Source organism: Lysinibacillus sp. NPDC093210 (genome assembly GCF_044753985.1).
Taxonomy (GTDB): Bacteria; Bacillota; Bacilli; order Bacillales_A; family Planococcaceae; genus Lysinibacillus.
The window spans coordinates 116620-138578 of record NZ_JBIVOE010000001.1 but is presented as its reverse complement, the minus strand read 5'-3'; the positions used below and the strand labels follow the sequence as shown (position 1 = coordinate 138578).

The 21959-nt window shown below is 37.7% G+C and carries 23 protein-coding genes; 20 read left to right on the top strand and 3 right to left on the bottom strand.

Annotation, left to right across the window (positions count from 1 at the left end; all coding sequences use genetic code 11):
- Positions 1–6 precede the first annotated feature (6 nt).
- Both ACIP9C_RS00655 and ACIP9C_RS00650 read left to right on the top strand, forming a co-directional pair.
- Positions 7–657: an amino acid ABC transporter permease gene (locus tag ACIP9C_RS00655; protein WP_340824729.1), complete on the top strand. Its 651-nt coding sequence runs from the start codon at positions 7–9 to the stop codon at positions 655–657.
- A 166-nt stretch (positions 658–823) separates the two neighbouring features.
- A complete protein-coding gene (locus ACIP9C_RS00650; RefSeq protein ID WP_401007659.1) occupies positions 824–1354 on the top strand; it encodes a DUF1572 family protein in 531 nt (176 codons plus the stop codon).
- A 96-nt stretch (positions 1355–1450) separates the two neighbouring features.
- Here ACIP9C_RS00650 and ACIP9C_RS00645 read toward each other — a convergent pair whose 3' ends face one another.
- Positions 1451–2848 carry an alanine/glycine:cation symporter family protein gene (locus ACIP9C_RS00645; RefSeq protein ID WP_401007656.1) on the bottom strand — a complete coding sequence of 466 codons (1398 nt, stop codon included), beginning with the start codon at positions 2846–2848 and terminating at the stop codon, positions 1451–1453.
- Between the two features lie 402 nt (positions 2849–3250).
- Here ACIP9C_RS00645 and ACIP9C_RS00640 point away from each other — a divergent pair, with 402 nt between their 5' ends.
- The gene (locus tag ACIP9C_RS00640; protein ID WP_401007654.1) at positions 3251–3940 is read left to right on the top strand and encodes an aspartate/glutamate racemase family protein; all 690 of its coding nucleotides are present in this window, start codon (positions 3251–3253) and stop codon (positions 3938–3940) included.
- A 28-nt stretch (positions 3941–3968) separates the two neighbouring features.
- The gene (locus ACIP9C_RS00635) at positions 3969–5027 is read left to right on the top strand and encodes a DmpA family aminopeptidase (protein WP_401007652.1); all 1059 of its coding nucleotides are present in this window, start codon (positions 3969–3971) and stop codon (positions 5025–5027) included.
- Positions 5028–5127: 100 nt separating this feature from the next.
- On the opposite strand, the gene ACIP9C_RS00630 is transcribed toward ACIP9C_RS00635, so the two are convergent.
- Positions 5128–5505, bottom strand: a complete 378-nt coding sequence (locus tag ACIP9C_RS00630; RefSeq protein ID WP_401007650.1) for a hypothetical protein — start codon at positions 5503–5505, stop codon at positions 5128–5130.
- A gap of 304 nt (positions 5506–5809) precedes the next feature.
- Here ACIP9C_RS00630 and ACIP9C_RS00625 point away from each other — a divergent pair, with 304 nt between their 5' ends.
- The 11 genes from ACIP9C_RS00625 to ACIP9C_RS00575 all read left to right on the top strand — a co-directional run bounded on the left by ACIP9C_RS00625 (position 5810) and on the right by ACIP9C_RS00575 (position 16882).
- Entirely contained in the window at positions 5810–6553 is a 744-nt protein-coding gene (locus ACIP9C_RS00625; RefSeq protein WP_401007648.1) for a M15 family metallopeptidase, read from the top strand.
- Positions 6550–7344 carry a M55 family metallopeptidase gene (locus tag ACIP9C_RS00620; protein WP_401007647.1) on the top strand — a complete coding sequence of 265 codons (795 nt, stop codon included), beginning with the start codon at positions 6550–6552 and terminating at the stop codon, positions 7342–7344. Before ACIP9C_RS00625 ends, ACIP9C_RS00620 begins: the two co-directional genes overlap by 4 nt.
- Positions 7345–7365: 21 nt before the next feature.
- The gene (locus ACIP9C_RS00615; protein ID WP_401007645.1) at positions 7366–8430 is read left to right on the top strand and encodes a dipeptide epimerase; all 1065 of its coding nucleotides are present in this window, start codon (positions 7366–7368) and stop codon (positions 8428–8430) included.
- 27 nt (positions 8431–8457) lie between these two features.
- Positions 8458–10281, top strand: a complete 1824-nt coding sequence (locus tag ACIP9C_RS00610) for a peptide ABC transporter substrate-binding protein (protein ID WP_401009159.1) — start codon at positions 8458–8460, stop codon at positions 10279–10281.
- A gap of 141 nt (positions 10282–10422) precedes the next feature.
- Positions 10423–11367: an ABC transporter permease gene (locus tag ACIP9C_RS00605; protein WP_401007643.1), complete on the top strand. Its 945-nt coding sequence runs from the start codon at positions 10423–10425 to the stop codon at positions 11365–11367.
- Positions 11367–12341: an ABC transporter permease gene (locus ACIP9C_RS00600; RefSeq protein WP_401007641.1), complete on the top strand. Its 975-nt coding sequence runs from the start codon at positions 11367–11369 to the stop codon at positions 12339–12341. The genes ACIP9C_RS00605 and ACIP9C_RS00600 overlap by 1 nt, the downstream gene beginning before the upstream one ends.
- Positions 12342–12352: 11 nt before the next feature.
- Positions 12353–13414: an ABC transporter ATP-binding protein gene (locus ACIP9C_RS00595; RefSeq protein ID WP_401007639.1), complete on the top strand. Its 1062-nt coding sequence runs from the start codon at positions 12353–12355 to the stop codon at positions 13412–13414.
- Positions 13404–14351, top strand: coding sequence for an ATP-binding cassette domain-containing protein (locus ACIP9C_RS00590; RefSeq protein ID WP_401009158.1), 948 nt, complete (start codon positions 13404–13406; stop codon positions 14349–14351). The genes ACIP9C_RS00595 and ACIP9C_RS00590 overlap by 11 nt, the downstream gene beginning before the upstream one ends.
- Complete coding sequence (locus tag ACIP9C_RS00585) at positions 14348–15277, top strand: S66 peptidase family protein (protein ID WP_401007637.1); 930 nt, start codon at positions 14348–14350, stop codon at positions 15275–15277. The genes ACIP9C_RS00590 and ACIP9C_RS00585 overlap by 4 nt, the downstream gene beginning before the upstream one ends.
- Positions 15278–15284: 7 nt before the next feature.
- Positions 15285–16070: a serine hydrolase gene (locus ACIP9C_RS00580; RefSeq protein ID WP_401007635.1), complete on the top strand. Its 786-nt coding sequence runs from the start codon at positions 15285–15287 to the stop codon at positions 16068–16070.
- On the top strand, positions 16067–16882 hold the full coding sequence (locus tag ACIP9C_RS00575; protein WP_401007633.1) for an NlpC/P60 family protein: 816 nt from the start codon (positions 16067–16069) through the stop codon (positions 16880–16882). Before ACIP9C_RS00580 ends, ACIP9C_RS00575 begins: the two co-directional genes overlap by 4 nt.
- Positions 16883–16972: 90 nt before the next feature.
- On the opposite strand, the gene ACIP9C_RS00570 is transcribed toward ACIP9C_RS00575, so the two are convergent.
- Positions 16973–17731: a glucosaminidase domain-containing protein gene (locus tag ACIP9C_RS00570; protein ID WP_401007630.1), complete on the bottom strand. Its 759-nt coding sequence runs from the start codon at positions 17729–17731 to the stop codon at positions 16973–16975.
- 420 nt (positions 17732–18151) lie between these two features.
- Between ACIP9C_RS00570 and ACIP9C_RS00565 the strand changes: the two genes are divergently transcribed.
- The 5 genes from ACIP9C_RS00565 to ACIP9C_RS00545 all read left to right on the top strand — a co-directional run bounded on the left by ACIP9C_RS00565 (position 18152) and on the right by ACIP9C_RS00545 (position 21958).
- Positions 18152–19108 (top strand): ABC transporter ATP-binding protein, encoded by a 957-nt coding sequence (locus ACIP9C_RS00565; protein ID WP_401007629.1) that lies wholly within the window; start codon positions 18152–18154, stop codon positions 19106–19108.
- The gene (gene opuFB / locus ACIP9C_RS00560) at positions 19101–20615 is read left to right on the top strand and encodes an osmoprotectant update ABC transporter permease/substrate-binding subunit OpuFB (RefSeq protein ID WP_401007626.1); all 1515 of its coding nucleotides are present in this window, start codon (positions 19101–19103) and stop codon (positions 20613–20615) included. The genes ACIP9C_RS00565 and opuFB overlap by 8 nt, the downstream gene beginning before the upstream one ends.
- A gap of 135 nt (positions 20616–20750) precedes the next feature.
- A complete protein-coding gene (locus tag ACIP9C_RS00555) occupies positions 20751–21290 on the top strand; it encodes a TetR/AcrR family transcriptional regulator (protein ID WP_401007624.1) in 540 nt (179 codons plus the stop codon).
- Positions 21287–21613: a DMT family transporter gene (locus ACIP9C_RS00550; protein WP_401007622.1), complete on the top strand. Its 327-nt coding sequence runs from the start codon at positions 21287–21289 to the stop codon at positions 21611–21613. Before ACIP9C_RS00555 ends, ACIP9C_RS00550 begins: the two co-directional genes overlap by 4 nt.
- 12 nt (positions 21614–21625) lie before the next feature.
- Positions 21626–21958: a DMT family transporter gene (locus ACIP9C_RS00545; RefSeq protein ID WP_401007619.1), complete on the top strand. Its 333-nt coding sequence runs from the start codon at positions 21626–21628 to the stop codon at positions 21956–21958.
- The last annotated feature ends 1 nt before the right edge of the window (position 21959 follow it).

The window sequence follows — 21959 nt, the reverse complement described above, 5'->3', positions numbered from 1 at the left end:
GAATAGATGTTAGAAATTTTTCAATCGAATTATAAAATGCTTTTTGATGCACTATGGGTAACACTTTCAGTAACGATTTGTTCATTAGTATTAGGTAGTATCGTCGGGTTAATTATCGCTTTTTTTAATATGTCAAAAATAAAAGTACTGAAATATTTTGCGGCAGTGTATTTAGCCATTATCCGTGGTACACCGATGATTGTTCAAATTTTTATTTTATATTTTGGTATTTCTTCGTTCCTAACGCTCCCTTCTTTTTGGGCGGGTGTATTAGCATTAGCTGTCCATAACGGAGCGTATATTTCCGAAATTTTCCGAGGTGCAATTCAGTCCATCGATCGTGGTCAAATGGAGGCGGCTCGTTCGTTAGGGATGTCCCAGACATTGGGGATGCGCCGCGTAATTTTACCTCAAGCTATGCGTAGAGCGATACCACCACTTGGCAATCAATTCATTATATTATTGAAGGAATCTGCGCTTGTTGCTTATATTGGTATGTCAGATTTATGGAGTACTACATTAGCCATTGCAGGAGCCAACTATCGTCCATTAGAAACATATATGGTCACAGGTGCCTTTTATTTAATACTAGTATTAGCATTTACGTTTATTTTCAATAGAATGGAAAAGCGTTTGAATTTACAGACGCGTCATTAAAGGGAAACTGTAGCAACGAGTACGTTTGCTACAGTTTTTTTGAGTGCAGAATGAGTAGTTGAGGTGCCTGACACTAAAAAGATTGGCAAAATTCGAAATTGTTTGGGTGACTGGCACTTGTTATAATATGAATGTTCTGGTTTCAAATAAGGGGAGGTAGTTTTGTATGAGCATAGGTGAAACATATTTAAACGTTGTACTAGAGAGATTTAAATCTGTCAAAGCGGATGGCGAGAAAACAATTGCGCAATTAGACATTGAGCAATTGCACTGGGCTTCCAACAAGGAGTCAAATAGTATTGCGGTCATTGTCAAACATGTTAGCGGAAACATGATTTCGAGATGGACTGACTTTTTATTAACGGATGGCGAGAAAACGACAAGGAATCGTGATGATGAATTTATTGATAGCATTGATACTAAAGAAGAGTTATTAGCTATTTGGGAAAAGGGCTGGCAAGTGTTTTTTAATGCTTTACATAGTTTAACAACAGAAGATTTGTTGGCGAACGTCACAATAAGAGGACAGCAGCATACAGTGATAGATGCTATTGAAAGACAGATGGCACATTATGCTTCGCATGTTGGGCAAATTGTCTACGTAGGTAAGCAAATAAAAGGGGACGAGTGGAATACATTGAGTATTCCAAGAGGGCAATCGCAGGCGTTCACAGACGCTATGATAAAAAAGGGCTAGCACAACTGGCAAAATTCAAAATTGTTTGAGTGCCTGGCACATATAACGGCACAAAAACGCCATCCACCAAGTTTAGCTTGAGGGATGGCGTTTATTTTATGATCGATCATCTTCCCAGCAATCTGTATTTTTCAATCCTGGGATAGATTTTGCGTAAAAGACAGGGTTTTTTCCTTTTTTACGTTGCATCGTAAAATCATCTAAAACTCGGAATGCTATTTTACCTAGGATCATAATAACCGTAATATTGATTAGCGCCATCAGTCCCATAAATAAATCAGCTAAGTTCCATACAAGTTGCACTTGAGCTACTGATCCGAACATTACCATGGCAAGTACTAAAATACGATATACAGTCATCCAGCCTTTGTGCGCATTGATAAACTCAATATTTGATTCGCCGTAATAATAATTACCAATAACGGAGCTGAATGCGAAGAAAATAATACTAATCGCGATAAAATAAGGTGCCCAATCGCCAACATGTACAGCTAATGAGTTTTGCGTAAGGATAATACCATCACTTTCACCTGTTTTGTATAAGCCTGCCAAAATAATAATAAAAGCAGTTGCTGAACAAATCATAATTGTATCAAAAAATACGCCTAAACTTTGCACAAGTCCTTGTTTAGCAGGGTGTGAAGTATTGGCTGTTGCTGCTGCGTTTGGCACACTACCCATACCAGCTTCATTGGAGAATAATCCTCTACGAACACCTTGCATAATGGCAATACCAATCGCCCCGCCAGCCGCTTCCTGAAGTCCAAAAGCTTGAGAGAATATGAGCTTGAACACTGCTGGAATTTCACCTAAATTTGTTACAACGACATATAGTGCAACGAGTAAATAAAATACGGCCATTACAGGTACAATTACTTGTGTAAATTTAACAATTCTATGTACACCACCGAAAATAATCATCGCCGTTAGTACCACTAATAGAATGCCAATAACAACTGGTTTAATATTAAATGCTTCACCTACAGAAGTAGCAATCGTATTTGACTGTACAGCGTTAAAAATAAAGCCAAAGCTCAACGTTAAAAGAATACTAAAAACGATTCCTAACTTACGTTGTCCTAATGCCTTTTCTATATAATAGGCGGGACCACCACGAAAAGTATCTCCGTCTTTTACTTTATAAACTTGAGCGAGTGTACTTTCAATAAAAGCTGTAGCCATACCGAGGATGGCAATAATCCACATCCAAAATACTGCGCCAGGGCCACCAACACCGATGGCAAGTGCAACACCAGTTATATTACCAGTACCTACACGCGACGCTGCGCTAATCGTAAAAGCTTGAAACGGAGAAACACCAGATTCACCATCTCTTTTCTCAGCTATTAAACGAAACATTTCAGGGAAAAGACGTATTTGTACAAACTTAGAGCCAATTGAAAAATATAATCCAGCTGCTAATAATAATATAATTAAGAGGTACGTCCATAAAATATTATTCGTGTCATCTACAATATTTGATATCCATTGCATATTGTCTTCCTCCTTTTTTCAATAAGTTTTTATTTTACACTTATTTTTTATAAAACATCAAATTTTTAAAAATTCATAATAATAAAATGATATTTTGTTTTTTGAAATGTATTGTTATTTTGTAAATATTTATATGGTGGTAAAATAGTAGTAAAGAAAATTTGCTGGTGTTGACAACAGTGGTTGGGCTAATTCTTTTCAATTTAGTATTGATCTTGGTTTTTGTTTTATACAGATAAATAGAAAAGATGGAATGGTTGTTTTTAGTATAAAGTACTAAGGAAAGCGCTGTTATTGACAAAGGAAGTATTCTTTTTCCTTCTATTTTAATAAAAATTTACGATAAAATCACGGTAGATGTTAATGGAGAAAAGAGGTTTTTATAGAAAAGGAGTTGATGATTTGAAGACGATTGGATTAATTGGTGGTATGAGTTGGGAGTCTTCGGCTATGTATTACCGTCTTCTTAATGAAAAGGTACAGCAGAAATTGGGTGGCTTACATTCAGCAAAATGTATTTTATATAGTGTAGATTTTCAAGAAATTGAGCATTATCAAGCGAACGGACAATGGCAAAAGGCGGGGGAAATATTAGGGGAAGCGGCATTCTCATTAGAAAAAGCAGGTGCTGATTTTATTGTTATTTGTACAAACACAATGCATAAGGTAAAAGATGTTATTGAGAAGAATATTACAATTCCAATTTTACATATTGCGGATGCAACAGCTACTCAAATTCAACAGGCTCGTTTACAAACAATTGCATTGCTAGGTACAAAATATACGATGGAGCAAGATTTTTATAAAACTAGAATCGAACAGTTTGGCATTAAGGTAATAGTGCCAAACGATGAAGAACGAACAGTCATCAATCGAATTATTTATGAAGAGTTATGTTTAGGTAAAATTGAACGGACTTCAAAAGAAACCTATTTACAGGTTATTGAAAGCCTTGTGAAATCTGGCGCACAAGGAATTATTCTAGGTTGTACTGAGATCGGATTATTAATTCAGCAAGAAGATGTTCCTGTCCCTGTTTTCGACACGACCATTATTCATGCGTTAGTCGCTGTAGATGAGGCACTAAAATAGAGAAGAGCCATTGATAAGGAGCGATAAAATGACAAAAAAAGTGAGGGAAATGGGAATTGCTATAGGCATGTTACCAACAGGTGAAAAAAATTGTATTACTGATGTAAAAGGCGTGCAAGTTGGGCATGTCACACTTGATGAAAGGTTAAACGAAGACGGGGCATATGCCTGTACAGGCGTAACAGCCATTTTACCGCATGGTGGAAATTTGTTTCAACAAAAAGTAACTGGTGCAAGTTATGTGTTAAATGGTTTTGGCAAGACAACAGGGCTCGTTCAAGTAAATGAGCTAGGTGTGATTGAATCGCCAATTATGCTGACAAATACTTTTGGTGTGCCTGCTGTGACACAAGGAACTTTGCAATATATGTTAGAGACGAATAAGGAAATTGGCGATAGCACAGGGACCATTAATCTTGTTGTTGGGGAATGTAATGATAGTTATTTAAATTCTATTCGGGCATGTCCGATTACACCAGGGCACGCATTAGAAGCGATTTATAACGCATCTGAAGATGTAGCAGAAGAAGGCGCTGTTGGGGCGGGAAAAGGGATGATTTGCTTCGGCTATAAGGGCGGGATCGGATCATCGTCGCGCATTGTGACAGTAGAACATGAAGAAGAAATCAACTACACAGTTGGTTGTATGGTGCTAAGTAATTTTGGCCATAGCTCCGAGTTTTTAACTGAACACTACAATGTTCCAAATGCTCAAAGTACTGCAGTGTTATCTCCAACAGATGGCTCGATTATCATTGTGTTGGCTACGGATGCTCCCCTTAGTAGCCGCCAACTAACTCGTGTTATTAAACGCTGTGGGATCGGACTTGGACGAACAGGCAGTCATTATTCTCATGGAAGTGGCGATATAGTGATTGGCTTTACGACAGCAAGACTTATTTCACATAGTACGGATCATTATTTGGAGACACGACAGCAGCTCCGCGAAGATCACCCGATTATGAATCTGTTATTTACTGCCGCAGCGGAAGCAACAGAGGAAGCCATTTTAAATTCACTTTCACAGGCGCTAACAACTACTGGTCGAAACGGTCATGTAGTAGAAGCTTATAAATTTAAAAATTAAACAAAAAGCTATTGAGCACTATAGTGTTTCAATAGCTTCTTTATTTTAAACTATAAATAACTGTAAAAATTCCTTTAAGTCGTTTTTTATTGCTTGTAAATCACCGTATATTTTTTGCTCTGCTAAATAGTAAGCATCTGCTAAATGCAGGACGTTCCTCTAACAGTATAAAGTCAATTAGTCTGAACAGCATTGATGCCACTTCACCTTGATTTTTTGAGGATGTATATTCACTACTGAGCATGCCAAGCAGGATTTGGAAAGGGGAATCGTTATAAGGGCTTCTATATAACGAATGTAATAATGAACAAATATCGATCGGTTTTGCTTTTGATGATAATGAAATATTAATTAATTCAACTAGCGGATGTTCAAGTTTTTCGATAATATCCTCTGCCCAATCAATAACGTCCTTTATTGTAAAAAATCCTATTGTAATTCCTAATCGATAAACCTCTGCCATCACTTTTATATCCATTGTAAACTCCTTTTAAAACTACAATATTAGGCAAAAGAGCACGATGCCAGTATTTGATTTTTTTCGGCTGGATAATACAACCTTCAATATAAAAATTCGCTAAAAACTTATAAAATAGCTAAAATTTCTCCCCTTGTATTAATTTTTTCACTATTTATAGCATAATTTGTGTAATCAGTAGAGAATAGCTAATATTTTGACATTATCCTTTTTTTATCTAGTCAACTATTATGTGGTATGTTAATATTCAATGAAAATACTGAATTATCTAATAATTTTACTTGTTTCCTACAAAGAGGTGGGTATGATGCAAGAAAAGATTTATCAGCCGATTGAAGTGAATTATACTCCGAAGAATCAACAACCAACTCCTATCATTCAAAAAAGTTTCGAGCCTTTGATTAAAATTGACAAACAACAATCTAGAATTTTTACTCAACCTGTTTATTACCTACAACAAATTGCTAACAGTTTACAATCCATTTATTTGCGTAAAGAAGCTTTTGAGCGATTACAGCAAGCTTTATTACTATTGCCTGAAAACTATAGCTTTATTTTATATGATGGATACCGTCCATTCCAGGTGCAACAATTTTTATTTTCGCATTTTTCTGAACGAATCCAACATCAACATCCAAACTTCACAAAAGAAGCTGTTTTTAAAGAGACGTTAAAGTATGTGGCTTATCCAAGCGAAGGCCAAGAGCATCTAGTTCCGCATGTAACAGGTGGGGCGATTGATTTAACTCTCGGGGATGATAAAGGCAATGCATTAGATTTTGGTACAGCATTTGATGAAATTAGTGAAAAATCAGCAACCCGCTATTTTGAACTACATTCAGATGAAAACAGGGAAGCGTGTGTTCATCGCCGTCTTCTGTATAACTGTATGACGGCAGTAGGATTTACGAATTATGCAGAGGAATGGTGGCATTATGACTTTCACAATATTGCTTGGGCGAGAAGGGGAAATGCTAAAGAAGCCAGATACGGTGCTATTGAAGCAAAGATTGAAAATTATTTAATAAAGGAGTATCGATATTTATGAAAGTTTATATAAGTGCAGATATTGAAGGGATTACAGGAACAACCTCGTGGAGCGAGACAGAATTGAATGGACCAGATTATCATTTTTTTCAGAAACAGATGACGAAGGAAGTTGAGGCAGCAATTGAAGGAGCGATGGCAGGTGGTGCAACTGAAATTTTATTGAAGGATGCCCATGACTCAGCTCGAAATCTTGATATTGCGAACTTGCCCATCAATTGTAAAGTTATTCGTGGTTGGACATATGACCCAATGTGCATGGTAGCAGGACTTGATAGTAGCTTTGATCGTGCGATTTTCATTGGGTATCACAGTAAAGGAGGAAGCGAGCGCAATCCTTTAGCACACACGCTTTGTGTATTTGCAGATATTAAAATAAACGGCGAATATGCAAGTGAATTTCTCATTAATACGTATGCTGCCTCTCTACATGGCGTTCCAGTATCTTTTGTCAGTGGAGATGTTGGGCTTACGGAAGAGATTCAATCATTCAATAGCAACATCGTAACATTTGCCACTAAAGAGGGGGTAGGCAATGCAACAATAAGTGTCAGTCCCCAATTGGCAATCGCCGAAACAAAACGGCTTGTAGAAGCATCAATGAAAGTATCACGGAATGACTTACAAGTGACATTGCCTGACAAATTTGTAGTGGAAATTATTTATCGCGACCATACACGTGCCTACCGAAACTCATTTTATCCGAACGCAACATTTAAGCCGCATAACACAGTCGAATATGTAACAGATGATTATTTTGAAGTGCTTCGGATTTTACAGTTTTTAACATAAGAATAGACTGTAGGTGAATAGATGAAAATTAAAAATATAGTTGTAAAGAAGGTTGAAGCTCCGCTCATTGTACCATTTAAAACGGCATTACGTACGGTTCATAGCATTCAAAATATTGCTGTTTATGTCCATACAGAGGATGGCCAAATTGGCACAGGTGAAGCAGCACCAACTGCAGTCATTACAGGTGAGACACTTGGTTCTATCAGCCATGCTATCGAACACCATATTAAACCAGCAATTTTAGGGATGGATATAGAAGAAATGGCATCCATTATGGAGCGTTTAGATAAAAGTATTTATCAAAATACGAGTGCTAAGGCAGCGGTTGATATGGCGCTTTATGATTTACATGCACAGTACTACAAAACCCCGTTGTATAAATTATTAGGGGGCTATCGAAAGGAATTAGTAACGGATATTACAATCAGTGTGAATCATACTGAAGAAATGATAAAAGATAGCCTTGCTGCAGTAGAGCGTGGCTTTCAAATACTAAAGATTAAGGTTGGAAAGGATCCAGCGACAGATGCTAAGCGGGTGGTGGCAATACGGGATGCTGTAGGCCATGCAATAACGATACGAGTAGATGCGAATCAAGGGTGGACGCCGAAGCAAGCGGTGCAAATTATTCGTACACTTGAAGATGCAGACACCAATATCGAATTAGTCGAGCAACCTGTTCACTATGATGACCTTGTCGGCATGCAATATGTGACAGCCAATACATTAACTAATATTTTGGCTGATGAAAGTGTATTTTCAGCAAAAGATGCCTTCACGATCATCGAACGACGTGCTGCCGATTTAATCAATATTAAACTTATGAAAACAGGTGGTATTTTTCAGGCGCAAAAGATATGCAACATTGCAGAAGCCAATGGCATTCCTTGTATGATTGGTTGCATGCTTGAAACGAAAATAAGTGTCAGTGCGGCAGCGCATTTCGCCGCCTCACAGAAAAATATTACAATGGTAGATTTAGACGGACCGAGTTTATGTATGAAAGATCCTATTGCAGGAGGTCCCATTTTTCACAATGATCGAATAACGATGACGGAGTCAATTGGAATAGGATTTTCATGATAAAAAAAGCTTAGGGGGATGCTTATGATGAACAGGAAATGGTTTCTTTTAGTATGTCTAGTCGCCTTACTTTGTGCGGCCTGTAGTAATGATTCTTCAGAAGAAAAAAAATCTGAGTATCGGGTCGTTTATTCAGGAGAGATTAAAACATTAAACTATTTAAAAACATCTGAAACAAATGAATTTGCTGTTGCTGCAAATTTAGTTGACGGGCTAATTGAATACGATAAGTATGGTGTTGTTCAACCAGGCATAGCGAAAGAATGGTCATCAAATGAAGATGCAACTGTCTGGACATTTAAGCTACGTGATGATGTGAAATGGGTTACGCATGAAGGTAAAGAGTATGCCGATGTTGTGGCCCAAGACTTTGTGGATGGCCTCCAGTATGTGCTAGATGCAAAAAATGAATCTTCTACCGTATGGAGTGCGACGGTTGTAAAAAATGGTGAAGCGTTCTATAACGGTGAGCTAACTGATTTTTCGAAAGTGGGAATCAAGGCGATCGATAAATCGACGGTCGAATATACTTTAGAGGCGCCTACTCCTTATTTTCTTTCGATGTTGAACTATGTTTGCTTCTTCCCTGTAAATGGAAAGTTTTTAGCTGAAAAAAGTGATAAGTTTGGGACTACACGTGAGAACTTCCTTTATAACGGTGCATATATATTAGACAAATTTGAACCTCAAAATGAGCGTGTCCTTGTGAAAAATGACACGTATTGGGATAAGGATAATGTTCTGATTGATCGAATTCGCTATAAGTATAATAAAGAAGCGGCAACAGTTGCTCCAGAGCTATTTTTACGTGGCGAAATTGATTCAGCAGATATTCCAACTTCCATAATTGACGAATGGTTCAATGATGAAAAGAAAAAATCGCAAGTACGACAAACGCAAAATAATTTTTATTCGTACTTCTATGCTTTAAACTTTAATCCACAATTCGATGCGGAATATGAACCTGATAACTGGAAGGTCGCTGTCAATAATAAAGATTTCAGAAAGTCTTTATTCCATGCATTTGATCGTGTATCAGCGATGCTAACAGTCGAACCGTTTAATCCTCAAGATTTACTAAGTAATACAATCACACCGAAAAATTTTGTAGATGTTGAAGGCGTTGACTATACACAACTTGAACCTTTAGCTGCGATTACAAGTAATGATTCCTTTAACAAAGATTTAGCATTAGAGTTTAAGGAAAAAGCAATAGCTGCGCTAGAAGGGAAAGCTACATTTCCAGTAAAGGTATTGATGCCATATAACTCTGGGATGCCAGATTGGGCAAATCGTACTCAAGTTATTGAGCAACAAATCGAAAAATTATTAGGAACGGACTACGTTGATATTATCGTAGAAGCGGGTCCATCGACAGGCTTCTTATCAGAAGTTCGCCGTCCTGGTAAATTTGCATTAATAGAAGCAAACTGGGGTCCAGATTATGCGGATCCGTCAACATATACAGAACCATTTAGCGTGGACGGCACTTACAATAAGCCGGAATTAGCGGAAGGGTATACAGAAGCAAATGGTCAGACAATCTACTTGAATTTATTGGATAAAGCGAAGGCGACAATTGAGACAGAAGAACGATATAACCTATTTGCCAAAGCGGAAGCCTTCCTAATTGAAGAGGCGTTTGTAATTCCATACGCCGTTGGTGGCAGCGGTTATGTTGCTTCAAAATTAAATCCATTTGAAGCCCAATACTCACCATTTGGTGTGACAGCAGAGAAGTTTAAAGGGCAAAAAGTGTTAGAAAAACCAATGAGTAATGATGAGTTTAAGGCTGCTTTGGCACAGTGGGAGCAGGAACGTGCGAATGCATTAACGAATGCAACAAAATAAAAGAGTGGACTAATCATTACCAACATTCAATCAGTGAGCAAAAAGTAGTGATTTTTCAATACAGAGGAGATGACCGAAAATGCTGATTCGGCATCTCCTTCATGCTTTGTAAAACTATTTAAATGGAGGGGAGGGTTTTGTATGTTGTGGTATGTAGGAAAGCGTTTGTTACAATCCGTTATCACACTGTTTATTATTATCACGATTGTGTTCTCGTTATTACGATTAATGCCCGAAGAAGGATATTTAGGGGCAGCGGCCGAGAAAATGTCACCAGCTCAAAAGGAAACTTATTTAACAAGTTTAGGGTTACGTGATCCACTACCTGTGCAATTGGGGAATTTTTATGCAGATTTATTTCAAGGTGATTTAGGCAAATCTGTTACATATCGTACGGATGTTCCTGTAGTCACTATTATTTCAGATAAAATAACGTATTCATTGTTATTTGGATTAGGAGCTGTTGCTTTATCGCTTCTTATCGGGATGCCACTCGGTATTTTAATGGCTCAAATGAAGGGACGCTGGTTAGACCGACTAGGGACTGGCTACATTGTTTTTGTCGTAGCAGTACCAGCAGCAGTGTATTACTTAGTGATTCAAATGTATATTACGGACATTTTTCATTTGCCGATGCTTTTTGATGAATATAGGCCAATTACTTGGCTATTACCGCTTATGTCGATGGCGTTAGCACCGACCGCCTCCTACGCGATGTGGATGCGCCGTTACATGGTAGATGAATTAAACAAAGATTATATTAAGCTAGCACGTGCAAAAGGAGTAAAAGAGCGAACGTTGATGTTTAGCCATGTACTGCGAAATGCCTTTATCCCGATGGCGCAATATTTGCCAGCAACAATCCTTTTTACAATCACTGGCTCTATTTATATAGAATCTTTGTACTCTATTCCAGGAATGGGAGGATTACTAGTTGATGCTATTCAACGGCAGGATAATACGATTGTACAAGGCTTAGTACTTGTTTTTTCATCACTTGGTATTATCGGTTTGATTTTAGGTGATATTGCCATGGCACTCGTTGATCCACGCATTAAATTAGGGAAAGGGGAGAGTGTGCGCTAATGAGCATTTATACAGAAGAGATAGATAATATATCAGACAAATCTCGCGCAGATCTATTTGAATTTTTTGAAGCTAGTGATTGTCAGGCGGAAGAAACAGCCTACTCCAATTATTCCTATTGGCGTTCTACTTGGAAATCCTTTTTGAAAAACCGCATAGCTGTCTTTTTATTAGTAATGGTTTGTATCATTGTAGCTTTCACTATTTTCCAGCCATATTTACCCGCACAAAAATCCCCGACTGAAATATATCTCGATCAACAAACGGGATTACAGGCACGTAATATTGCACCGACCGCTGAATTTTGGTTTGGTACTAACTCGATTGGGCAAGATTTATGGTCTCGTATTTGGGCTGGGACAAGGACATCGTTAATGATAGGCTGTGTTGTCGCACTAGTTGAAGCGGTTGTGGGTATTACAATCGGCACACTATGGGGCTTCTCTCGTAAATTAGAATTGCCGATTACTCAGCTTTATAACGTAGTAGATAATATTCCAACAACGATTGTCCTTATATTAATGTCATATATATTACGCCCTAGCATTTCGACCATTATTATTGCAATGTGCATTACTGGGTGGGTAGAAATGGCGCGCTTTATCCGTAATCAGATTGTTATTTTACGAGATCGAGAATATAATTTAGCATCAAAATGTTTGGGGACGCCGGACTATCGAATTATTATTAAAAATCTACTACCGTATTTAATATCTGTCATTATGCTTCGGATGAGTTTGGCGATTCCATTTGCAATTGGGGCAGAAGTATTTTTAACATATATCGGCTTAGGATTACCCATTAGTGAACCTTCATTAGGGAATTTAATCAACGAAGGCCGTGTTCTGATGATGTCACCAGATTTGAGGTATCAGTTAATTTTCCCAAGCATTGTACTAAGTATTATTACAATAGCATTTTATATTATTGGTAATTCATTTGCAGATGCAGCAGATCCGAAAAATCATGTATAGGGGGGATTGAAATGGTAGTGGAGCAAACAAAATTCCGTATTTTAACCATTCAAAACTTAGTCATTAAATTTACACTTCGTGGTCAAGTTCTCACAGCAATTCGAGATATTTCCCTTGATTTATATAAAGGTGAAAGCCTTGCCATTGTTGGAGAATCGGGTTCAGGTAAATCAGTGCTAATGAAATCGATCATGGGCTTACTCGATAAAAATGGTTATATCGAGCAGGGGCAAATTTTATACAACGATATGGATTTAGCGCAGTTTAAAACGGAACAACAGTGGTTGAATATCCGAGGTAAAGAAATAGCAATTGTTACACAGGACCCTATGACATCTTTGAATCCATTAAAAACAATCGGCAAGCAAATAGAGGAGTGTGTTGTGTTACACCAAGGGCTAAAAGGCAAAAGCGCATATGCAGAAACACTCCAATTATTAACGGATGTCGGTATTTATGATGTGGAGAAACGCTATAAGCAATATCCTCACGAATTTTCAGGAGGAATGCGCCAACGTATTGTCATTGCCATTGCACTCGCATGCAAGCCGAAAATTTTAATATGTGATGAACCAACGACAGCACTGGACGTAACTATTCAAGCACAAATTTTACAGCTTCTAAAAAATCTTCAGCAAAAGTACGGACTGACAACTGTTTTTATTACACATGACTTAGGAGTTGTAGCAAAAGTCGCAGATCGTGTAGCTGTGATGTACGCAGGGGATGTTATCGAAGTTGGTGGCACACATGAAGTATTTTTTAATGGTAAGCATCCATATACATGGGCACTTATTTCTTCTTTACCTCAGCTTGGATCGAAAGGGGAACAGCTCTACGCCATTAAGGGTACCCCGCCAAACCTTTTTAAAGAAATTAAAGGTGATGCATTTGCCCCGCGCAATCAATTTGCCTTAAAGATTGATTACGAAATACGTCCTCCGTTTTTTCAAGTAAGTGAGACACATTATGCACGTACATGGTTATTAGATTCTCGTGCTCCAAAAGTAGAGCCTCCTGCAGCGCTACAAGCATTTTTTGAAGAAGGGAGACTGTATGCCAATGGGCAATAAAGAAGTATTAGTCGAAGTGAAAAACTTGAACATTGTGTTTGGTAAAGGGAAAAATAAGTTCGTGGCAATTGACAATGTTAGTTTTGATATTTATAAAGGCGAAACATTCGGCTTAGTAGGTGAATCGGGCTCAGGAAAAACGACCATTGGCCGTGCCATTATGCGAATCAATGAAGTAACGGGTGGTCAAATTTTGTATCATGGTAAGAAAATAAACGGCAAAATCACAAAAGATTGGGACCGGGAAATTACGCAAAAAATTCAAATGATTTTCCAAGACCCGATGGCATCACTCAATGAACGGGCAAAGGTGGACTATATTATTTCTGAAGGTCTGATGAATACGAAAAATTTTAAAGATGAGGATGACCGTCAGCAAAAAGTACAAAATGCGTTATTAAATGTTGGCCTATTGCCTGAATTCGCTAGTCGTTTTCCTCATGAATTTTCTGGTGGGCAGCGTCAACGCATTGGGATTGCACGTGCACTAGTGATGGAGCCTGAATTTATTATTGCGGATGAGCCTATTTCCGCACTAGACGTGTCCATTCGAGCGCAAGTGCTTAATTTGCTATCGAACATTCAAGAAGAAAATAACTTAACATACTTATTCATTGCCCACGATCTATCAATCGTACGATTTATTACAGATCGTACTGCCGTCATTTACAAAGGGAATATTGTCGAGTTAGCAGAGACAGAAAAGTTATTTACTAACCCAATTCATCCATATACGCGGGCATTGCTATCAGCAGTACCTGAGCCAAATCCATATAAGGAGCGGGCGAAAGTAGTAGAAGTTTATAATCCATTACAGCATCGATATGATATGACGCCACCTTCATTTGTGGAAATTGAGCAAGGGCATTTTGTTTTAGCAAACGAAGAGGAAATCGAAAATTACCGTACATTAAAAAAAGTGGAGGTAAGCGAATGATTCGACCTAAAGCTTTGACAAAAGGGGATACAATCGGACTTATCAGTGCTTCAGGTGCTACGCCACCAGAAAAGCTATACCCCGCAATCGATAGTATTGAGAAACTCGGTTTTAACGTAATAGTGGGGGAAACATGTCGAGCAAGACATGGTTATTTAGCAGGTTCAGATGAACTTCGTGCGCATGATGTAAATGAAATGTTCCGTAATCCCCATGTGGATGGGATTTTCTGTATACGAGGAGGGTACGGGGCAACGAAAATTTTACCTAGACTTGATTTCGACATGATTAAAGAAAATCCAAAGGTATTTGCAGGTTATAGCGATGTGACTGCATTACATATCGCCTTTAATCAAAAATGTGGTTTTGTTACTTATCATACACCCATGCCATCGACGGAATTTATTGTACAAAACATGGATCAATTTACGTGGGATTCATTTATTAAGCAGGTGATGGCAACAGATAACAACTGCTTGCTGCTAAATCCACCACAACAACCAATGACAACACTTGTTACGGGTAAAGCGACAGGTCAACTTGTTGGTGGCAATTTAACATTGATAACCGCATCACTAGGCACGCCGTATGAAATTGATACAAAGGGTAAGATTTTATTTTTAGAAGATATAGATGAGAGCGAGCAACGTGTAGATCGCATGCTTACACAGTTAAAATTAGCTGGTAAGCTCGATGAAGCGCAAGGGTTGTTACTAGGTGCATGGACGAATTGTGGTCCTGAAAATCCGAAGCACCCAGAGCGTAGCTTATCGCTAAACACTATTTTTGAGGAGATTTTAAAACCGTTAAAGAAACCAATCTTAATGGACCTTGCCTGTGGTCACTGTTTACCGACGATGTCACTTCCTTTAGGGCGGACAATTACCGTACATGCAGAAACGCAAAAAATTAAAGTTATAGGGTAGGTGAACTATGCAACAGACGATTCAACATATTATAGATGATGCTCCGTACAAAGTGCATATGTTTGTGAAAGAGTTGAAAACGAATCAGTTCATGATTAAAGAACGCATAGATGAACCATTCTCTAGTGCAAGCTTAATTAAAGTGCCAATACTCATTGCCGTATTGGATTATTTAGAAAAACACAATGTGTCATTAGATCAAGTTATGACGATAAGCCGTGAGGACTGGGTCGATTATAGTGTAATTAGCGAACAAAAATTAACGACAAGTTCGATCTATGAACTGTTAGTATGGATGATTACGACAAGTGACAATACAGCGACAAATGTATTAATTGATTTTATCGGTATGGATGCTCTTAATAAGTTCTTTCGTAAAATTAGCCTAACACATACACAAGTGCAACGAAAAATGATGGACTTTGAGCGACTAGCAAAAGGTGTTGACAATATTACCTCTGCGCGTGATATGGCACATCTTTTTAGCAAAATTTATACAAAAGAACTTCTAAATCCTGTGTTTAGTCAGCTTGTAATTGATATTTTGTGCCGCCAGCGTTTTCATGAATCTTTAAGACGGTATATAGCCGATGATGTGGAAATAGCCCATAAAACAGGTGGTCTTGATAGTGTTGACCACGATGTAGGAATTGTTTACAGTGACGTTCAAGATTATTGTATTGGCGTCTTTATTACAGAAGTTACTGAAAATGATATCGCTCGGCAAATAATAGGTCATCTATCAAAGGCCGTTTATGACAATCTGATTGGACTGAAAGGAGAGGCGACATGAATGCAATTGTCATTGCTATGATTGCGAATTTACATGCTAAACCAGATAGTGCTTCGGAGCTGACGGATGAAGTCCTTTATGGTATGCCTGTTCAAGTTATAGAGGAGCTAGAGAACGATTGGGTCCGTATTCAAACTGCCTACCGCTACGGAGGCTATTGTGAGAAAAGGAATTTGCTAATAGATGATAAGAAAACAAGTACATGGCTTTTAAAAGCCCAACATGTTATAAACCAGCGTTTTGCAGATGTTTTACAAGCACCGAAAATTCAAAGCTCGATAATAATGACTTTAGTAAAAGGGTCAATTGTGCATGTCGTTTCAGATGAGACGTTAAGTAAGGAATGGGCAGCAATTCAATTGGCGACAGGAGAAATAGCTTATTTACGTCAACAATGGCTGCATCAAAAAGTTGCAGAAAATAGCCTTGCGGAGCCTGTATTCCGAGAAAATGTCGTGCAAACGGCACTTAGCTATATAGCAACCCCGTATCGCTGGGGTGGAAAGTCACCGCTTGGCATTGATTGCTCAGGACTGTGTTCGATAGCCTATATGCTAAATGGTGTGACGATTTTCCGAGATGCTAAAATTGTTGAGGGTTTTCCAATTAAAGAAATAACATTTGAACGCATGCAAAAAGGGGATTTATTATTTTTCCCTGGCCATGTTGCGATGTATATTGGTCAGACACTTTATGTACATTCATCGCTCGGTGGCAATGAGGTTAATATTAATAGTCTAGATGAACAGCATGTGTTATATCGTAAAGATTTAGCAACGACTATTACAGCAGTTGGGAGCTTATTTTATTAAGAACTATGAATGTTGGAAGAAAAAAGAGGTATTCAACGGTCGGGACGTTGAATACCTCATAGGTTGCTAGATTTTTAGCTGGCTTTTTTTCTAATATTGATAAATATTTAATTGTTGCCCAGCTTCAATAGTATCTGTGCGAAGCTGGTTCCATTGCTTAAGAGATGTGACCTTGACATTATGAGCCTGTGCAATATGCATCAGAGAGTCACCATCTGCAACTGTAATTGTTTTTTTAATTTTTACGGGGCTGTCATATTGTTGTAAGTCGTACTTGGCAATTAGGTTATTTAGCTTCTCGTTGTATGTTGAATCCGTTGCGTAGGAGCCAGTTAAAAACTTTGTCGCATCTGTATAGGACTTTGTATTACTTTTAAAGACACCAGTATAAAAATTTTTGTTCCAGGATACACCGTTGCGAAGTAATTGGACATAATCCTTCATGGATTCTTCATAGGAAGGATATTTGCGGAATTCAGCCATCACAGTTGTTAGATTTCCAGAGCCATCATCCTCAAATGTTTCAAGGGTCACGGAATCGTTTCGATATTTGCCTTTCATGCCAAATAAATTGTTATTAGGAGCTGAACCAAGACCACTTTCTCCTTGCTTGCTCTCTAAAATGGCTTGTGCAATCATCACAGATGCATAGAGGTCATTTTCTGCTCCAAGCTGTCTTGCGGTTTCTGCAATGGAACCAATGAATTCTTCAACACTCGGACCTTCATCTACATATTCTTGTACGGGATTATTTGCAGGCTTGAATAACTGGATCAACATATAAGTGGAAATACTGATTACGGATGCTATAACAACCATACCGATTAATAGTTTTTTTAATAATCTCATGTAGTTTATAGATGTTGAATATTTGCAACACCTTCCTCCTTTCTTTTCGAAAAATAGATTATTCTCTTATTATTGTAAAACAATTAGATAATAAAAAGCATTGTTTTTTCATTAGAATTCATAATTAATAGAACGAACTTTAACAAGAAAAAGTTTCGTTATGTTAGCGTTTGTATCTAAGAAATATATAAGAAAATGTAATTGTTATTATATAAAAAGTTGATATTCCCTTTTGTGGTATTAATATAAAATTATGTAAAATAAGGTAGAGAGAATTGAGTGGTTAGGATGTATGATAGAAGGACGGCGTTTTTTGCAGTTTATCTTCTTGAGAATGTGGAAAGATATACTGGAGAGACGAGCGGTGCTAGTCGATTTATCAAAAAGGTGAGAACTTTTCATAAACAAGGAGCTTAGATCATGATCGCATTTGAGAATGTTACGAAAACATATGAAAACAACCAAGTTGCAGTGAATTCCATCAATCTTGAAATACAAAAAGGAGAATTTTTTGTCATTATAGGCCCTAGTGGTTGTGGAAAAACGACACTACTAAAAATGATCAATCGATTAATTCATTTAACTGAAGGAACAATACGAATTAACGGTAAAAGAATTAGCGATTATAACATACATGAACTACGATGGAATATTGGTTATGTGCTCCAACAAATTGCTCTTTTTCCGCATATGACAATAGAAGAAAATATTGCTGTTGTCCCTGAAATGAAAAAATGGAAAACGACAGAAATCCAGCAGCGAGTTCGTGAATTATTAGAAATGGTAGGGCTTGAACCAGACAAATATAGTGAACGCAAGCCGAAGGAGCTGTCGGGTGGTGAACAGCAACGGGTTGGTGTTATTCGTGCATTGGCCGCAGATCCTGAAATTATATTAATGGATGAGCCATTTAGTGCACTAGACCCAATAAGTCGTACAAAATTACAAGATGATCTTCTAGAGCTTCAACGAGCGATCCAAAAAACAATCGTATTCGTTTCACATGATATGCAAGAAGCGTTGAAGCTAGGGGATCGAATATGTGTGATGAAGGATGGGGAAATTGTCCAAATCGGTACGCCACAAGACATTATACAAAATCCAGTTAATGATTTTGTACAAGAATTTATTGGGATAAAGGATGATCCGTTCAGTGTATTTACCATTCAACAAGTTATGGACCCATTTGTTGAAGAGGAACATCAAAATTATAATAAATATAGTGTTGCCGTAGAAGATTCCTTACAGAGCATTCTTCAGCTATTGGCTCTACAAGAATGTGTTGTAGTGAAAGATGATACTGAAATAATTGGAATCATTACAAGGCAATCCATGTTGCAGTTTTTAGCCTCAGAACGAGGTGATGCAAATGACTAATTTTTTTGACGTTTTGAATGAACGCAAAGGCCAGCTAATTGCTTCATTAATAGAGCATGTCCAAATTTCTTTCATTGCCCTATTTTTTGCAGTAATTATTGCTATACCTCTTGGAATCTATTTAACGAATAAAAAGAAAATAGCAGAAAGCGTTATTGGGATTAGTGCAGCTTTACAAACAATTCCTTCATTAGCTCTATTAGGTTTGTTAATTCCGTTGCTTGGTATTGGGAAAACACCTGCTATTATTGCCCTTGTTGTCTATGCACTTCTTCCCATTTTACGCAATACATTTACAGGCATAAATGAAGTAGACCCGTCCTTAAAGGAAGCGGCAATGGCGATGGGGATGAATACGACAAGAAGATTAGTGAAGGTAGAACTGCCACTTGCGATGCCTGTCATAATGGCAGGCATACGGACAGCGATGGTCTTAATAGTCGGAACAGCCACACTAGCAGCATTAATTGGTGCCGGTGGGTTAGGAGATATTATTTTACTTGGTATTGACCGCAATAATACTTCGCTTATCATCTTAGGTGCTGTACCAGCTGCTATTTTAGCATTAGTATTTGATTATCTTTTGAAAAAGCTAGAATCACTGTCCTTTAAAAGAACAGTTACAGCATTAAGTGCGATTTGTGTGGCGGCAATCGTGTTAATTGTGTTGCCATTCTTAAACTTCAATGACAAAGAGGACATTGTAATTGCGGGGAAACTTGGATCTGAGCCAGAAATACTGATTAATATGTACAAATTATTAATTGAAAATGACACAGATTTACATGTGCAATTAAAACCTGGACTTGGTAAAACCTCCTTTGTCTTTAATGCACTTAAATCAGGAAGCATCGATATTTATCCTGAATTTACGGGTACAGCAATAGCAGAGTTTTTAAAAGAGCAAGCGGTAAATAATGACCAAAAGGATGTTTATAAACAAGCAAAAGAAGGCATGCTGGAAAAATTCGATATGGTCATGCTCAATCCAATGCAGTATAACAACACATATGCATTGGCCGTTTCAAAACAAATGGCTGAAACCTATCAATTACAAACGATATCAGATATTAAAGCTATTCAAGACACAATCAAAGCAGGCTTTACATTAGAATTTAATGATCGTGAAGATGGCTATTTAGGCATTCAAAAGCGCTATGGTATTAATATTGCTTCTATTACAACGATGGAACCAAAGCTTCGATATCAAGCTATACAATCAGGCAGTATCGATTTATTAGATGCATATTCAACTGATAGTGAGTTACGACAATATGATTTGACTGTTTTAATAGATGATCAACAGCTATTCCCACCATATCAAGGAGCACCATTGTTAAGAAAGGAGACACTCGAAAAGTATCCCGAGCTTGAAAAGGTATTAGGCAAGCTTGCCAATCAAATAACGGATGACGAAATGCGTGAAATGAATTATCAAGTAAACGTTGAAGGAAAAAATATTGAAGATGTAGCACGGACATTTTTAGAAAATGCAGGATTGCTGTAAATTTGAATATGTAGAAGAAGTCCCGAATAGCGCATACTATTTGGGACTTCATTTGTTGACGATACTTTATTTGACATTATATAATAAAAAAAGACCGTCCAGACGGTTTTATTAGAAGTTTTTAAGGAGGATACGATGTCATCGAAGGCAGATTTAAAACGTACCCATATTATCCAAACGGCGATTCAATATTTACATGAACATGATTTACATACTTTAACGTTGGACAAAATTGCCCAAAAGGCAAATATCAGTAAGGGTGGTCTTCTGTATCATTTCAAATCCAAGGATGAGCTTTATTCGGCTATTGCACAAACCATTATGACTGAATTTGTCGACTCTTTTGAAGCACTAACTAAGCTGGAGCATGGTACTGGTAAAAGAACAAGGGGGTTCATCTTAGCTTCACAAAAAGATTATGAAGACGGAGCTTGGATTAATATCGCCATTCAAATTCTCTATAATGATGATAATTCGATTTCCATTGCCTATGAGCAATTACTCGAAAGTCTTTTACACGATGGCCTTGATTCATCAATCGTTCATATGATTCGCTTAACGATTGATGGTTTGTATTATTCCAAGTTATTAAATATTGCACCAGTATCTAAGCAAGTAACTGAAACTGTATTTGATCAATTATTGCAAATGACGAGAAAGGGCGATAAAACATGAGTGCATTAGGTTTTTTATTCATTGCAATAGTTTCGGAGGTTTTCGCCAGTTCAATGTTAAAACTAACTGCAGGATTTAAGCGGTTATTACCTTCGCTAGGCGTTGCCATAGGGTATGGGGCTGCCTTTTATTTTTTATCATTAACATTGCAATCTTTACCGATTGGCACTGCCTACGCAATATGGGCGGGATTAGGCACAGCGTTAACGGCTGTTGTTGGCGTTGTTTTTTATAAAGAGTATTTTAATGTCAAAAAGCTTGCGGGCATTTTATTGATTATAATCGGTGTGGTAATTTTAAACCTCGCCGGCGGAAGCCATTAGGGGGATTTGAAAATGAAAGGATATATATATTTAACGATATCTATTGTCTGTGAAGTGTTTGCGACAACAATGCTCAAGCTATCTGAAGGATTTACAGTACTTGGTCCATCAATCGCAGTTGCATTTGGTTATGGCATTTCTTTTTACTGCTTGTCTTTATGTTTAAAAACTTTACCTTTAAGTTTAGCCTACGCAATTTGGTCAGGGGTTGGGACAGCTCTAACAGTCGTTCTAGGCATTGTCATTTGGGGAGATATTTTTAATCTCTATACAGCATTGGGCATTTCATTAATCATCGGTGGTGTAATACTGCTCAATCAAGGGAATCAACATCCTGCACATTAGT

Coding starts and splice junctions, on each gene's coding strand:
- ACIP9C_RS00655 (WP_340824729.1), top strand. CDS start 7: ATGTTAGAAATTTTTCAATCGAATTATAAAATGCTTTTTGATGCACTA.
- ACIP9C_RS00650 (WP_401007659.1), top strand. CDS start 824: ATGAGCATAGGTGAAACATATTTAAACGTTGTACTAGAGAGATTTAAA.
- ACIP9C_RS00645 (WP_401007656.1), bottom strand. CDS start 2,848: ATGCAATGGATATCAAATATTGTAGATGACACGAATAATATTTTATGG.
- ACIP9C_RS00635 (WP_401007652.1), top strand. CDS start 3,969: ATGACAAAAAAAGTGAGGGAAATGGGAATTGCTATAGGCATGTTACCA.
- ACIP9C_RS00630 (WP_401007650.1), bottom strand. CDS start 5,505: ATGGATATAAAAGTGATGGCAGAGGTTTATCGATTAGGAATTACAATA.
- ACIP9C_RS00625 (WP_401007648.1), top strand. CDS start 5,810: ATGATGCAAGAAAAGATTTATCAGCCGATTGAAGTGAATTATACTCCG.
- ACIP9C_RS00620 (WP_401007647.1), top strand. CDS start 6,550: ATGAAAGTTTATATAAGTGCAGATATTGAAGGGATTACAGGAACAACC.
- ACIP9C_RS00615 (WP_401007645.1), top strand. CDS start 7,366: ATGAAAATTAAAAATATAGTTGTAAAGAAGGTTGAAGCTCCGCTCATT.
- ACIP9C_RS00610 (WP_401009159.1), top strand. CDS start 8,458: ATGAACAGGAAATGGTTTCTTTTAGTATGTCTAGTCGCCTTACTTTGT.
- ACIP9C_RS00605 (WP_401007643.1), top strand. CDS start 10,423: ATGTTGTGGTATGTAGGAAAGCGTTTGTTACAATCCGTTATCACACTG.
- ACIP9C_RS00600 (WP_401007641.1), top strand. CDS start 11,367: ATGAGCATTTATACAGAAGAGATAGATAATATATCAGACAAATCTCGC.
- ACIP9C_RS00595 (WP_401007639.1), top strand. CDS start 12,353: ATGGTAGTGGAGCAAACAAAATTCCGTATTTTAACCATTCAAAACTTA.
- ACIP9C_RS00590 (WP_401009158.1), top strand. CDS start 13,404: ATGGGCAATAAAGAAGTATTAGTCGAAGTGAAAAACTTGAACATTGTG.
- ACIP9C_RS00585 (WP_401007637.1), top strand. CDS start 14,348: ATGATTCGACCTAAAGCTTTGACAAAAGGGGATACAATCGGACTTATC.
- ACIP9C_RS00580 (WP_401007635.1), top strand. CDS start 15,285: ATGCAACAGACGATTCAACATATTATAGATGATGCTCCGTACAAAGTG.
- ACIP9C_RS00575 (WP_401007633.1), top strand. CDS start 16,067: ATGAATGCAATTGTCATTGCTATGATTGCGAATTTACATGCTAAACCA.
- ACIP9C_RS00570 (WP_401007630.1), bottom strand. CDS start 17,731: ATGAGATTATTAAAAAAACTATTAATCGGTATGGTTGTTATAGCATCC.
- ACIP9C_RS00565 (WP_401007629.1), top strand. CDS start 18,152: ATGATCGCATTTGAGAATGTTACGAAAACATATGAAAACAACCAAGTT.
- opuFB (WP_401007626.1), top strand. CDS start 19,101: ATGACTAATTTTTTTGACGTTTTGAATGAACGCAAAGGCCAGCTAATT.
- ACIP9C_RS00555 (WP_401007624.1), top strand. CDS start 20,751: ATGTCATCGAAGGCAGATTTAAAACGTACCCATATTATCCAAACGGCG.
- ACIP9C_RS00550 (WP_401007622.1), top strand. CDS start 21,287: ATGAGTGCATTAGGTTTTTTATTCATTGCAATAGTTTCGGAGGTTTTC.
- ACIP9C_RS00545 (WP_401007619.1), top strand. CDS start 21,626: ATGAAAGGATATATATATTTAACGATATCTATTGTCTGTGAAGTGTTT.